Genomic DNA, 14,457 nt, shown 5'->3' with positions numbered 1-14,457 from the left:
TTAAAAATATTGCCGTATCTGTAAAGGAAAAGCTACTTAATTATGCTCGTAAAAACTCTCTCGATTTCAATTCAGTCCTGCTACAGTATATTCAGGAAAGGTTTTTGTTTAGAATTTCAAAATCTGTTTACTCCGATAATTTTGTCCTGAAAGGTGCTCTGCTTTTTCTTGCCCACGATATTAGCAGACTCCGACCAACTAAAGATATTGATTTGCTTGGAACTTCTCTGCCAAATAAAACTGAATCGTTGGAAGAAATATTCAGCGAAATTGCAGCAATAAATTTTGAAGATGGATTATTTTTTCAGAAGGATTCTGTTTCTGCTGAACAAATTGTTGAGCAGGATGATTATCACGGTATTAGAATAAAATTGTCGGCAAAACTTGATTCTGTAAAGCAGCAAATACAAATAGATATTGGATTTGGTGATGTCATTTATCCTGATGCACTTACAATGGATTATCCCACATTGCTGGATTTCGAAGCACCGCACTTAAAAGTATATTCACTTGAATCGGCAATTGCAGAAAAATTTGAAGCGATTGTTTCTCTTGGTATTGCTACAAGCAGGATGAAAGACTTTTATGATATTCATTTCTTTGCCGCTGGTAAGCAGTTTGATCTTTTAACTCTCCATAACGCTTTAACGGAAACATTTAAAAACAGAAATACATCAATCGAAAAAAGGCGTTTTGTTTTTGATGATAAATTTAAGAATGATGAAAGTCTTAAAATTCTTTGGAATGCATTTATTAATAAACGAATGCTAAAAATAAATTTAAACTTTACAGAAGTTGTTTCTGAAATTGAAAAATTTATTGAACCCGCTTTTAACTCGGATAAAAAAAATAATTGGAACAGAAAAGATTGGAAATGGCAATGAGTGAATTGCCAAACGGGTGGGTTGAATGTAAGATTGGAGAAGTTTGTTCGAAACCTCAATATGGTTGGACAACAAAATCCGAAAGAACAGGAAAAATAAAATATCTTAGAACGACTGATTTATCAAATGGAAAAATAATTTGGGATAATGTTCCATATTGCATCAATATTCCGAAGGATGTAGGTAAATATTTAATTAGGAAAAATGATATCTTAATTTCAAGGGCCGGGTCGGTCGGAAAAAGTTATATAATATCAGATATATCTATTGAAACGGTATTTGCTTCATATTTGATTAGATTTAATACACTTGATGAGATCAATTCTAAGTTTATTTACTATTATTTTCATACAAAGAATTACTGGCAATCAATTTCAGACCTTACTACTGGCATAGCGATTCCAAATGTTAATGCAACTAAACTTGCTGAAATAGAAATTCCCTTAGCTCCACTCAACGAGCAAAAGCGAATTGTAGAAAAACTTGATAAGCTATTAGCAAAAGTAGAAGATGCAAAAGCACGGCTTGAGAAAATTCCTGTTATAATAAAAAGATTCAGGCAGTCAGTTCTTAACGCAGCAGTAACAGGAGAGTTGACAAAGGATTGGAGAGAGAGGAATGCAGTTGATGAAAGTGGAGCTATTCTAATAAATAGAATATTTATTAATCGAACTAAAAAGAATATAAAATTGAAGTTTGTTGAGATTGATAGTTCTAAAATTACAGAGATTAAAAATTGGAGTAGAACTTGTCTTCAAAACATTTTTGATGTAGAAACAGGATCAACACCATCTAGAAAGAATAACGCTTATTGGGAAAATGGTAAAATACCTTGGATAAAATCTGGTCAAGTCCAGAATTGTGATATCATAGAATCTGAAGAGTATATAACAGAGAAAGCACTTAAGGAAACAAATGTCAGTTTGTTACCAATTGATACAATACTAATTGCAATGTATGGTGAGGGAAAAACAAGAGGTCAAGTTGGAGTGTTAAAAATAAAAGCTACTATAAATCAAGCTTGTGCAGCTTTAGTTAATGAATCTATCGATGAGGTAATAAGGAATTATGTCTACTTGTTTTGTTTAAGTCAGTATGCAGAAATTAGAATGATTTCAGTAGGAGGGAATCAGCCTAATCTTAACATCTCAAAAATTAAAAACTGGGAAATCAATATTCCTCCTTACGCAGAACAAAAAGAAATCGTAAAACGAGTTGAAGCACTTCTCAAAAAAGCAGATGAAATAGAAGAGAGATATAAAAAAGCAAAAGCATTTGTAGATAAACTAACACAATCAATATTAGCAAAAGCATTCAGAGGAGAACTTGTTCCGCAAGACCCGAATGACCCGCCTGCCAGCAAGCTATTGGAAAAAATTAAATTAGAAAAGGAAAAGTTAAACCTTAACAAAAAGCAGAAGAAAAAATCGGCGGGCAGGTGAGTCAGCAAGTGAGCTATTGGAGAAAATAAAAGTTGAAAAGTTTTATAATGATATTAATTCTCTCTCTTTGTAAGAGAGAGATAAAGAGAGAGTTCCTTAGTTTAATGTAAAAAGCATTTAAAGGGGAGTTGGTTTCGTGAACTCATCCCGTACCTTTCTCTTAAAAAGAGAAGGGATTATTTAGAGTTATAAAAAAACATTTCTTATGCTGACAGAAGAACTAATAATTAGTTTTGAATTGTTAATAATTCTCTCTCTTTGTAAGAGAGAGATAAAGAGAGAGTTCCTCAGTTTAATGTAAAAAGCATTTAAAGCGGAGTTGGTTTCGTGAACTCATCCCGTACCCTTCTCTTAAAAAGAGAAGGGATTATTTAGAGTTATAAAAAAACATTTCTTATGCTGACAGAAGAACTAATAATTAGTTTTGAATTTTTAATAATTCTCTCTCTTTTCAAGAGAGAGATAAAGAGAGAGATTATTTATAATGCAAAAAGCATTTAAAGGGGAGTTGGTTTCGTGAACTCATCCCGTACCTTTCTCTTAAAAAGAGAAGGGATTATTTAGAGTTATAAAAAAACATTTCTTATGCTGACAGAACAATTAAAAAAAGTTTTAAAATGAAAATAAGCCTCTCTCTTGGTAAGAGAGAGGTTGGCGAGAGTTCATAAGCTTAATGCAAAAAGCGTTTAAAGGGGAGCTAGCTGAGCTCCTGTTCTTAAACTTACTTCTAAACAATTTAAGTTAAAGTTAAAGTTTAAGAGTAAGTTTTTAGTTTAGTACCTGTCCACACTTATTGAAGAAACTCCGCATTCTATGTTTATATAAATTTTGTTAACTGCACTTTCAAAATTCTCAGTCACATAATTATCAGAATCCATCTTTTTAAATTCATCAAAATGCTTTGAAGAAAGTGCCCCATCTATTGTAATTTCACAACCTGATTCTTTTGGAACAGAAATATTAATATCCGATGCACCAGCATCAACACTAATATTTGTTTCGGGATTCAGATTTCCAATCTTAATATTAATTGATGCAGCACCCATATCAACCGTAATATCTCTCGTTTTAAACTGAGTCAAATCAAAATCCATTGAAGCTGCACCAACATCAAAATTCATATTCCAAACAGGTTTGGGATTTAGAGCTAAGTTGACTGTATTTTTATAATTATCACCGAATCTGAAAATTGCTTTATCTCCCATATCGAAATCAATAATTGTGCTGCTATCGGTATCATATCTTGAGAGATCGTAATTATTTATATAGCCAACTGTCTTTGCATATATTAAATGTGCGGTTGTATCAGTTATATTAAAAGTACCTGCGCCTGCATTAAAATTAAAAGTTGCAAAGTGCAATGTAGAATCAAATTGTTCTGTAAATTCTGATGTATCGATTTCGTGTTTTGCATCATTTCCGAAATCAATTTTGAAATCATTGTTTAAGAAGTGTGTAGCAGTTTTGAAACTTGCAAAGATTGCAAGAGCTAGAACTATCGCTGCAAGTCCGGCGATTATACTTTTTCCAAACTGATGCTTGATCAGAATGGATAAACCGATCAGAACAATTGTTAACGGCCAGAGTTTCCAGATTGTTGACCAGTCCATCATGATATCTGTAAAATTATTAATCAGAACCAGCAAACCAAGTCCGATAAAAAGTAAACCCCAAAAAATATGTGATGGTTTCATTTTAATATCTCCTATTAGTTTTTTGCCTTCAATAAAAGTCCAACACCAATCGCAATCAGAATTACAGGCCAGTAATGATTAAAATCAAATCGCGGAAAAATATTATCGAGCAGTAATAAACTGCCGATTACCATTAGCACAATTGCAACCCAGATTTGTTTATTATTTGTATGTGGAAGTGAACTTGCAATACCACCGCTGCTATTCATACTGAAAGAATCGGATTTATTTTCACTCGAAGAAAAATTAGAATTGCTTTCACATTCGGGAGGTGATTGATTAAATGGATACTTTGGAAGTTCATAAGGTTTTTGAGGAACAACTATCCATAGAATGATATAAGCAATTATACCTCCGCCTCCCAAAAAAACTATGACGATGAACAATACTCTGACAAGAGTTGAATCAATTCCAAAATATTCTGCGAGTCCTCCGGCAACTCCGCCAAGCATTTTGTCATTTGTCGAACGATATAGTTTCTTATTCATTTTTTCCTCCAGCTTTAAAATAATCTTTTAAAATCCAGATTCTAATAAATAAGATTTTAAATGATTTCCACGTATTTTATTAAGTATGGTAAGATTATATCGGTGATTGCAAGAGATTTATCGGTTAATGAATCCAGTAAATCGTATAAATGTATGCATGAATGATTGTATGAATAGATTTTGTTCTCAAAATAACCTGATAAATAAGAAGACTCTTGCATTTTTCAATTTTGCCGAGTTTGGTTGTAGTAGTATATTTCGTAATAAAATCAATTATAGAAATGAAAATTGCACTTTGCCAGATAAACCCAATTATTGGCAATTTAGATTACAACAAAGAAAAAATTGTAAAAGGTTATAAGCGAGGAACCACGGCAAAGGCTGACCTGGTAATATTTCCAGAACTCTCGCTTGTCGGCTATCCACCGCTTGATCTTGTAGAAAAAAAAGAATTCCGTTCTGCTGTAAACAAAAAAATTAACGAGCTTGCAAAAATTACTGGTGAAACAGGATTGCTCTTTGGTGCAATAACTGAAGATCACGACAGAATCGGAACAAACATTCATAATTCTGCAGTTCTTTGTTATGATGGAAAAGTTCAATTCATTCAGCCAAAAACTTTGATCCCGAATTATGATGTTTTCGATGAGATGAGATATTTTGAACCGGCTAAAGAAGTCTTGGTTCATAAATTCAAAGGCGAAAATATTGGGATTTCTGTTTGTGAAGATATCTGGAACGATGCTGACTATTGGTATAAACGAAGATATCTTATTGATCCCGTTGAAGAATTGAAAAAGAAAGGTGCAGCAATTTTAATTAATATTTCTGCAAGTCCGTATTTTTATGGTAAGCGGCAGGAAAGGCTAAAAATGCTCTCAACAATCTGCAGAAAAGATTCGCTTCCATTAGCTTATGTATGTTGTGTTGGAGTTCAAACTGATTTGGTGTTTGATGGCGGAAGTATGTGCTTTGATAAAAAAGGAATCCTGGTTCAATTTGGAAAAACTTATGAAGAAGATTTTATTCTGTTTGACCCTGATAATGATAGAGTAATAAAAACAGAGATTGAAAAATCTTTTGAAGAAGAAGTTCTTGCATCACTGATTTATGGCGTGAAAGAGTATTTTCAAAAGATGAAATTCAAAAAAGCAGTTGTTGGATTGAGTGGTGGGCTTGATTCTGCGATGGTGACATACATTGCTGTAAAAGCATTGGGGAAAGAAAATGTTCACGTTGTAATTATGCCTTCAAAATTTTCGAGCAAAGGGAGTGTTTCTGATTCAAAGAAACTTATTAAAAATCTTGGCATCTCATCAGATAATGTTTCTATTCAACCAGTTGTAGATGAAACAATCAATCAGTTAAACTTTAATTTTAAGAACAAATTTGGAAAACTCACCGGCGAAAACATTCAGGCACGAATTCGTGGTATGTATTTAATGGCTTTTTCCAATAACGATGGTTATTTAGTTTTGACAACGGGAAATAAATCCGAATTAGCTGTTGGCTATTGTACACTTTACGGTGATATGAGTGGAAGTCTTGCAGTAATTGCGGACGTTTATAAAAGTGATCTTTATAAGATTGCTGAGTTCATAAATAAAAGCAAAGAAATAATTCCAAAGGAAATAATTTTGAAACCGCCTTCGGCAGAACTCAGTCCCGATCAAAAAGATCAGGATGACCTTCCACCATACAATTTACTGGATAAAATTCTTAAAATGTATCTGGAGGAAAACAAAGAGTTCGATGAAATAAATATGTTGATTAAAAATGAAAAGGTTGTTTCGAAAGTTTTACGAATGGTTGATATAAATGAATTTAAAAGAAGACAGGCAGCTCCGGCTTTAAGAATTTCAAAAAAAGCATTTGGATATGGAAGACGATATCCGATAGTTCAAGGCTGGAGAAATTAATATTAATGGAAAAAAGAATTAAAAAATACAATCTCCACGATTCGGCACAATACGAAGATGAAATTGAATATTGGAAAAAAGTTCCGCCCGAAGAAAAATTAAGTATTCTGCAGGAATTGAGAGAGCAGTACATCGAATTATTTAATAAACAAGAATTATATAATGAGAGTAGAAAAGGACTTCGAAGAGTTTATAAGATTACTCAATTATCACGAAGTTAAATATCTTGTGGTAGGTGCATTCGCATTAATCTATTATACTTATCCAAGAAATACGGGAGATATTGATTTTTTTATTGAGCCGTCTGAAACAAATGCAGATAAAATTTTAAAAGTTATTAAGGATTTTGGTTTTGAAAGTGTGGAACTTAAGAAGGAAGATTTTATTAAACCCGATTCTATAATTCAACTGGGTTTCAGTCCAAACCGGATTGATCTGATTACTAGCATCAGCGGCGTTGCATTTTTTGAAGCATATAAAAATAAAGTAAAAGGAAAACTGGGAAATGAAGATGTTTATTTTATTTCACCGGATGATCTTTTAAAAAACAAAAAGGCAGCTAACAGAACTAAGGATTCTGCTGATGCAGAACTTTTAATGAAATTTTTGGAACAAAATGATAAAAGCAATACCGGGTAAATTGATACAGGGTTACTTTCATAAATAGAAATTTGCACACACATTCCGACATCTAATTACTGGAGAAAACAATGTTAAAATTAAAGTTAATAACATATTTATCTTTTTCATTTTTTCTGATTATCAGTTTCAGTGTTTTCGCACAATTTGATATTCAGAAAGATCTCGTGACAATAAAAACTTATCATTCCTTTGATAAAATATATCCGGGAACAGAATTTAAAATAGCATTAGAAACCAATGTAGCTGAAGGATGGCATATCAATTCAAACAAACCTTATGATGAATATTTGATACCAACTTCTCTGATAATACCAGAAAACCCTCATTTCACATTAATTAAAATTGCTTATCCCAAACCTCACGATTTTAAGTTCTCGTTTTCAGAATCACCATTATCAGTGTGGGAAGCTGGAACGGTTTACATTGGCGGTCTGATAACAGTCGATTCATTAATTAAACCCGGAACATATCCGCTTTTAGTTGAATTGGAATATCAGGCTTGTAATGATATAAGCTGTCAGGCACCAACTTCAGTAATTGATACATTACTAGTTGAAGTTGCAGATAAAACAACTCCTGTAAATTCAATTAATGATGAAATATTTAAAGAGATTGATCTTAGTTTAACTCAGACTTCTGCTAGCACAGAATCAGAATCTGATCCAATTTCAAATGCACTCGAAAGTAATGGACTCGTGATCGGGTTGCTCTTTGTTTTTCTCGGAGGTTTAGCTTTAAATCTTACTCCTTGTGTTTATCCTTTAATCCCGATTACTGTTGGATATTTTGGCGGACAAAGTGAAGGCAGCACGACCAAACTTTTCTTTATGGGTATCCTGTTCATACTTGGGCTTGCAGTTACTTATTCTGCTATTGGTGTAATTACATCTCTTACAGGTGCAATTTTTGGAGCTCTACTACAAAATCCGATTGTAATTTTAATAATCGTTGCAATAATGATTGCACTTTCATTAAGTATGTTCGGAGTATATGAGTTTAAACTTCCCGATAATCTTGTAAATAAAGCTGGCGGCGCAAAGGCTGGTTTATACGGTGCTTTCTTCATGGGTTTGACTATGGGAATAGTTGCTGCACCATGTATCGGTCCTTTTGTCCTGGGTTTGGTGACTTATGTTGCAACAAAACAAGATCCATATTTTGGATTTCTTTTATTTTTTGTTCTTGCAGTTGGACTCGGAATACCTTATCTCTTTCTCGCAATCTTTTCCGGTAAAATTAAAAAACTACCCAGAGCTGGTGAGTGGATGGATGCAGTTAAACACATTTTCGGTTTTATTCTAATCGGAATGGCTTTGTACTTTTTGCTTCCTTTACTACCAAAAAGTATTTCAGGTTATGTTCTTCCAGTATTTATGATTGGAGCAGCTATCTATCTTTTATTCTTTGAAAAACTCGCGAACTCAGTTAAAGGATTCAGAATTTTTAAGATTGCATTTTCAATAATTATTATGGCAGTGGGAGTTTACGCACTTATTCCATCAGAATCGAATTCAGTTAGCTGGGAACCTTTTTCTGAAAGTGCTCTTGATGAAATTTCAGGCAGGGGAGTGATCATAGATTTTTATGCTGACTGGTGTATTCCTTGTAAAGAACTGGATGCTTTAACTTTTTCGGATTCAAAGGTTATATCGTTGTCAAAAGAATTTGAAACTTATAAAGCTGATATGACGAAAGCATTGTCACCCGAAGTTGAAATGCTGAGAGAACAATTTAAAATTGTTGGTGTGCCAACAGTATTAATTCTCAATTCAAAAGGTGAAGAAGTTGAACGCATAACAGGATTCGTAAATGCAGGCGAATTCTACAAAATGATTGAAGTTGTTAATTAGTAAACACCAATTATTGCATTGATAAATCAGATAGTACTTAGTAACTTTGATTGCTTTAAAAAATATTTAGGAATTAAAATAAATGTCAGAAATTAAAGAAAAAGAATTTAGAGTAGTAACTAATGTTACTGTTCGTTTTTCAGGTGATTCCGGCGATGGAATGCAATTAACAGGCACACAATTTAGTGATACAACAGCCTGGCTTGGAAATGACCTGAGTACACTTCCCGATTATCCCGCAGAAATCAGAGCCCCCGCCGGTACAATTTATGGTGTCAGTGGTTTTCAACTTAGCTTTGGAAGTGAAGATATAAATACACCGGGAGATTTACCTGATGTTTTGGTTGCAATGAATCCGGCTGCTCTCAAAAAAAATATTAAAGAACTTAAACCTGGCGCAACAATTATTGTCAACTCTGATTCATTTGATCAGAAAAATTTAAAACTTGCAAATTATGAATCAAATCCTCTTGAAGATGATTCATTGAGCGGTTTTGAAGTTCAGCAAGTTCCTATTTCATCTCTTACTGCAAATGCGCTTGAAGGTTTACGCTTAAGTCCTAAAGACGTTGCAAGAACTAAAAACTTTTTTGCACTTGGTTTAATGTACTGGTTATATGATCGTCCACTTAAAAATACTGAAGACTGGATAAAGGATAAATTTAAAAATAAACCAGAATACGTTGAAGCAAATTCAAGAGCTTTGCTTGCTGGACATAAATTTGGTGAAATGACTGAAATTTTCACAACCCGATACAAAGTTGAAGCCGCAAAACTTCCAAAGGGTATTTATCGAAATATTTCGGGAAATGAAGCAACAGCTTTAGGATTTCTTGCAGCATCTGTAAAAAGTGGATTACCTCTGTTTCTCGGATCTTATCCGATAACTCCGGCATCAGAAATATTACAATACTTGAGTTCATATAAAAACTTTGGCGTTAAAACTGTTCAGGCAGAAGATGAAATTGCTGGAATTACTTCGGCTATTGGCGCTGCTTTCGCTGGTAATCTTGCACTAACGACTACGAGCGGTCCAGGGCTTTCACTCAAAATCGAAGCTATCGGTTTAGCAGTGATGACCGAGTTGCCGATTGTTATTGTTGATGTTCAAAGAGGCGGACCAAGTACCGGATTACCAACCAAGACAGAACAGGCAGATCTCTTTCAAGCTATTTATGGTCGTAATGGTGAAGCTCCTGTTTGTGTACTTGCCGCAAGAACACCAAGAGATTGTTTCTATATGGCTATCGAAGCATCGAGAATTGCACTGAAATATATGACTCCCGTAATTTTATTGACTGATGGTTATCTTGCTAATGGTTCGGAACCATGGCGAGTTCCCCACGTTAAGGATTTAGCAGAAATTCCTGTTAAATACAGAACGGACCCCGAAGGATTTTATCCCTATTTAAGGAATGAAAATCTTGCAAGACCCTGGGCGATTCCAGGTACTCCCGGATTAGAACACAGGATTGGAGGTCTTGAAAAAGCTGACGTGTATGGTTCGGTAAGTTATGATCCCGACAATCATGACAAGATGGTTAAACTCAGAACTGAAAAGGTTAGAAGAATTGCAAATGATATTCCGGATCTTGAAGTTGATGGAGACGATCACGGTGATCTGCTTGTGTTAGGTTGGGGAAGTACTTATGGTTCAATTAAAGATGCTGTAATAAAAGCAAGCAAATTAGGTTATCGGTTATCCCAGGCACATTTAAGATATTTGCATCCGATGCCAAAAAATACCGCACAGGTATTAAAGAATTTCAAAACTGTTCTGGTTCCTGAAATAAACCTTGGGCAGTTAGCTCATGTTTTGCGGAGTGAGTATTTAATTCCAGTCGAACAATTAAATGTAGTTAGAGGACTTCCGCTTAAAGTCAATGATATTTTAGAGAAAATAAAATCCATACTCGGAGGTGGAAATGGCAAATAACGCAGAAGCCGTAACTCAAAAATATACGGCAAAAGATTTTACAAGTGATCAGGATGTACGATGGTGTCCCGGTTGTGGAGATTATTCAATCCTTGCCCAAGTACAAAGAACATTCCCGGAACTGATCCAGGCAAATAAAGAAAATGTTGTTTGGATTTCTGGTATTGGATGTTCAAGCCGTTTTCCATATTACATGAATACTTATGGTTTTCATGGAATACACGGAAGAGCTGCAATTCTAGCAACCGGTGTTAAAGTTGCAAATCCGGATTTATCCGTTTGGGTTGCAACAGGTGATGGCGATATGCTAAGCATCGGTGGAAATCATTTTATTCACGCTTGCAGAAAAAATATTGATCTGAAAGTTTTATTATTCAACAATAGAATTTATGGTTTAACAAAAGGTCAATATTCACCGACTTCAGAAAAAGGTAAAGTAACAAAAACTACTCCTTATGGTAGCGTTGATTATCCATTCAATCCAATATCACTTGCTCTGGGTTCTGAAGCATCTTTTGTTGCTCGAACGATTGATCGGAATCCAAAACACATGCAGGAAATGATTAAGCGAGCCGGGATGCATAAAGGATTGGCATTACTGGAAATTTTTCAGAACTGTAATATTTTTAATGATGGCGCGTTCGAGCTGTTAACTGAAAAGGAAACAAAAGACGATCATGTTTTGATCCTTGAACACGGTAAGCCGATGGTATTTGGCAAGAACAAGGATAAAGGAATAAAACTCGATGGTGCTCATCCGATAGTTGTTGACATTTCAAACGGTAAGTATTCAATTGATGATCTCTGGGTTCATGATGAATTTTCCAATAGCCCTGTCCATGCAATGATCTTAGCTCATCTTGATGATAGACCGGATTTACCTTCGCCCATTGGAGTATTCAGACAAATATTTAAAGAAACGTATGATGAAGGTATTAGAACTCAGATAAATAAAATTGTTGAGAAAAAAGGTAAAGGTGATTTGGAAAAAGTTTTATTTGGCGCTAATACCTGGGAAGTAACATAATTAAAAATACAGATAAAATTTAAGCAGATGGGGCTTAATCATAAGCCCCTTTTATTATTAATGATAAATTTTCATAAACTCGCTGAAATAGTAACAAGCAATCAAACCTTCCTGATAACAACTCATGTTAATCCAGACGCCGACGCTATTGGATCAGAGATAGCGTTTGCTAATTTGTTGTACAAACTTAATAAGTCATATAAGATTATAAATCATAGTGAAACGCCTTACAATCTTAAATTTCTTGATGTTAAAAATATCATAGAGAAGTATGATGCGAATGAGCATGTTGACTCTTTTGCTTCTTCAGATGTACTTGTAGCTCTGGACTTTAACAGAGCTAATCGAATGGTCAGTTTACAACAAAAGTTTTTGGACTCGACAAAATTAAAAATTTGTGTAGATCATCACCAGGATCCTGAAGATTTTGCAGATCACTTGTTTATTGATGCGAGTTATGCTGCCACCGGTCACATATTATTTGAATTTATTAAAGAGACAAATATTGTGGAGATAGATTTAGAACTGGCAGTTCCGCTTTATGCGGCGATAATGACCGACACAGGATCTTTTCGATTTGACAGAACGTCTTCAGAAATCCATAGAATTGCAGCTTACTTACTTGATCGTGGGGTTAATCCATCGGAGGTTTACGATCAATTGTATGATGAAAGTAAATTAAGCAAACTAAAACTGCTTGGAAGATCATTAAACTCATTACGACTAATAGCTAAGAATAAAATAGGTTATATGATTTTAACTCAGGAGGATTTTAGAGAATTAAATGGTCTTGAGAGTGATACTGAAAATTTCGTGAACAATATTATCTCAGTCGAAGGAGTTGTACTTGGATTATTCTTTATTGAATTGAAGATCGGATTTAAAGTAAGTTTCAGATCTAAAGGACAGTTACCAGTAAATAAACTTGCAGCAATATTCGGTGGTGGAGGTCATATAAACGCAGCCGGAGCAAGATTTTATAATTCCAAAATGGGAACAATGATTCCGGAAATATTAAGAGAAGCAGAAAAATTTTTAAGCAATTATAGAAAAGGATAAAATGTTCAAATTGAATTTCAAACCGGGTGGTAAATTATTTTTTCAGAAATTATCTATTGCTGTGCATTACATAGCTGATGATAAAAACATTAAGAATAATCTTGCAGTATTTGAAAAAAAATTCAGAATAAAACTCACTGAATTACAGATAAAAAATATTCTTGCAAAAAAGTATAAACAAATAAACATTACGAATATTAAAGGTAAGCCGGATCAGATAATACTCCACAAATTTAAAACAGATGAAAAATTTTCATGCGATTATTTTAGAAATCATCTTGCCGGTTTAATTAAGGATATTAAAAATGATGAAGTTCAGTTTTTGCATTTATTTATTCCTGAATTTTCTGCAGTGAAAAAATATTTTGAAGAAGAGGAATATTACTACAGGACATTTCTCGAAGGATTGACACTTGGAAATTATACTTTCGATAAATTCAAAAAAGAAAAAGAAAAAACGAAAAATCTTTCTGTAATTATCTTTGCACAATATGAAAAACTTATCAAATCTGCTATTGCTAAAAATAATATTGTCTCGGAAGGAATATTCTTCACCAAAGATCTGCAGAATGAACCGCCATCATCACTGAGACCATTTGAACTTGCAGAAATAATAAAAGCAAAGTTGACAAATGCCGGAATGAAAGTTTCAGTGTTTGATGAAAAAGAAATCAAGAAAAGAAATATGGGCGGATTGCTGGCGGTTGGACAGGGAAGTAATGCAAAGCCAAGATTTATTTTCATAGAATACAAACCAAAACAAAAAACTACCAACCCAATGAAAATTGCTTTAGTCGGAAAAGGTGTTACATTCGATACTGGTGGTTACTGTATTAAACCCTGGCAGGGAATGCTCGAAATGAAAGGTGATATGTCAGGCGCTGCGGTTGTGGCTGGCAGTATGCTTGCAGCAGCAAAAGCAAATATTCCTATGGAAATTATTGGAGTTATTCCTGCAGCCGAAAATATGATCAATGGTGAAGCAATGCGTCCGAGTGATGTTGTTAAAACTGCTTCAGGAAAAACTATTGAGGTTGGTCATACTGATGCAGAAGGTAGAATGATTCTCGCAGATGCGCTTGATTTTGCTTCCAGACAAAAACCTGATGAGATAATTGATTTTGCTACATTAACTGGTGCGTGTGTTGTTGCTCTCGGAATAAATGCAGCAGGATTATTTACAAAGAATGACGAAATCGCTGACGATTTATTTAAAATCGGAATGCAGACGAATGATAAACTATGGCGGCTTCCAATGTGGGATGAATATAACAAAGAGAACGAAAGTAAAATTGCAGATGTAAATAATGATGGTGGAAGATGGGGTGGTGCAATCACTGCGGCAAAATTTTTAGAAAATTTTGTGGATAAAAAAATTCCATGGGCGCATATAGATATTGCCGGACCTGCAAGTGCCAACGAGCTTACTAATTATAATAAAACTTATATGACCGGATTTGGTGTACGTTTGATGTTTGAATATTTATCGAATAAGGTTAATAATAAAAAGTGATTT

The 14,457-nt window shown here is 34.1% G+C and carries 12 protein-coding genes; 10 read left to right on the top strand and 2 right to left on the bottom strand.

Going from position 1 to position 14,457, the window contains the following annotated elements:
• Positions 1 to 104: 104 nt before the first annotated feature.
• Positions 105 to 884: a nucleotidyl transferase AbiEii/AbiGii toxin family protein gene (locus HND39_15135; GenBank protein QKJ97508.1), complete on the top strand. Its 780-nt coding sequence runs from the start codon at positions 105 to 107 to the stop codon at positions 882 to 884.
• Positions 854 to 2,326: a hypothetical protein gene (locus tag HND39_15130; GenBank protein QKJ97507.1), complete on the top strand. Its 1,473-nt coding sequence runs from the start codon at positions 854 to 856 to the stop codon at positions 2,324 to 2,326. The genes HND39_15135 and HND39_15130 overlap by 31 nt, the downstream gene beginning before the upstream one ends.
• A gap of 773 nt (positions 2,327 to 3,099) precedes the next feature.
• On the opposite strand, the gene HND39_15125 is transcribed toward HND39_15130, so the two are convergent.
• The gene (locus tag HND39_15125) at positions 3,100 to 4,020 is read right to left on the bottom strand and encodes a hypothetical protein (protein ID QKJ97506.1); all 921 of its coding nucleotides are present in this window, start codon (positions 4,018 to 4,020) and stop codon (positions 3,100 to 3,102) included.
• A gap of 14 nt (positions 4,021 to 4,034) precedes the next feature.
• Positions 4,035 to 4,508 carry a PspC domain-containing protein gene (locus HND39_15120; GenBank protein ID QKJ97505.1) on the bottom strand — a complete coding sequence of 158 codons (474 nt, stop codon included), beginning with the start codon at positions 4,506 to 4,508 and terminating at the stop codon, positions 4,035 to 4,037.
• Between the two features lie 281 nt (positions 4,509 to 4,789).
• On the opposite strand from HND39_15120, the gene HND39_15115 reads away from it, so the two are divergent.
• The 8 genes from HND39_15115 to HND39_15080 all read left to right on the top strand — a co-directional run bounded on the left by HND39_15115 (position 4,790) and on the right by HND39_15080 (position 14,454).
• A complete protein-coding gene (locus tag HND39_15115) occupies positions 4,790 to 6,427 on the top strand; it encodes an NAD+ synthase (GenBank protein ID QKJ97504.1) in 1,638 nt (545 codons plus the stop codon).
• Positions 6,428 to 6,432: 5 nt separating this feature from the next.
• Positions 6,433 to 6,648 carry a hypothetical protein gene (locus tag HND39_15110; protein QKJ97503.1) on the top strand — a complete coding sequence of 72 codons (216 nt, stop codon included), beginning with the start codon at positions 6,433 to 6,435 and terminating at the stop codon, positions 6,646 to 6,648.
• Positions 6,590 to 7,066, top strand: coding sequence for a hypothetical protein (locus tag HND39_15105; protein ID QKJ97502.1), 477 nt, complete (start codon positions 6,590 to 6,592; stop codon positions 7,064 to 7,066). Before HND39_15110 ends, HND39_15105 begins: the two co-directional genes overlap by 59 nt.
• A gap of 71 nt (positions 7,067 to 7,137) precedes the next feature.
• On the top strand, positions 7,138 to 8,919 hold the full coding sequence (locus HND39_15100) for a thioredoxin fold domain-containing protein (protein ID QKJ97501.1): 1,782 nt from the start codon (positions 7,138 to 7,140) through the stop codon (positions 8,917 to 8,919).
• Positions 8,920 to 9,001: 82 nt separating this feature from the next.
• Positions 9,002 to 10,855 carry a 2-oxoacid:acceptor oxidoreductase subunit alpha gene (locus HND39_15095; protein QKJ97500.1) on the top strand — a complete coding sequence of 618 codons (1,854 nt, stop codon included), beginning with the start codon at positions 9,002 to 9,004 and terminating at the stop codon, positions 10,853 to 10,855.
• Positions 10,845 to 11,882, top strand: a complete 1,038-nt coding sequence (locus HND39_15090; protein QKJ97499.1) for a 2-oxoacid:ferredoxin oxidoreductase subunit beta — start codon at positions 10,845 to 10,847, stop codon at positions 11,880 to 11,882. Before HND39_15095 ends, HND39_15090 begins: the two co-directional genes overlap by 11 nt.
• A 60-nt stretch (positions 11,883 to 11,942) precedes the next feature.
• Complete coding sequence (locus tag HND39_15085; GenBank protein QKJ97498.1) at positions 11,943 to 12,941, top strand: bifunctional oligoribonuclease/PAP phosphatase NrnA; 999 nt, start codon at positions 11,943 to 11,945, stop codon at positions 12,939 to 12,941.
• Position 12,942: 1 nt separating this feature from the next.
• Positions 12,943 to 14,454 (top strand): leucyl aminopeptidase, encoded by a 1,512-nt coding sequence (locus HND39_15080; protein ID QKJ97497.1) that lies wholly within the window; start codon positions 12,943 to 12,945, stop codon positions 14,452 to 14,454.
• Positions 14,455 to 14,457 lie beyond the last annotated feature (3 nt).

The organism is Ignavibacteriota bacterium, from assembly GCA_013285405.1.
Lineage (GTDB): Bacteria > Bacteroidota > Ignavibacteria > Ignavibacteriales > Ignavibacteriaceae > IGN2.
Note: the sequence above shows the minus strand (reverse complement) of the source record. Positions and strands in the feature narration are given on the sequence as shown.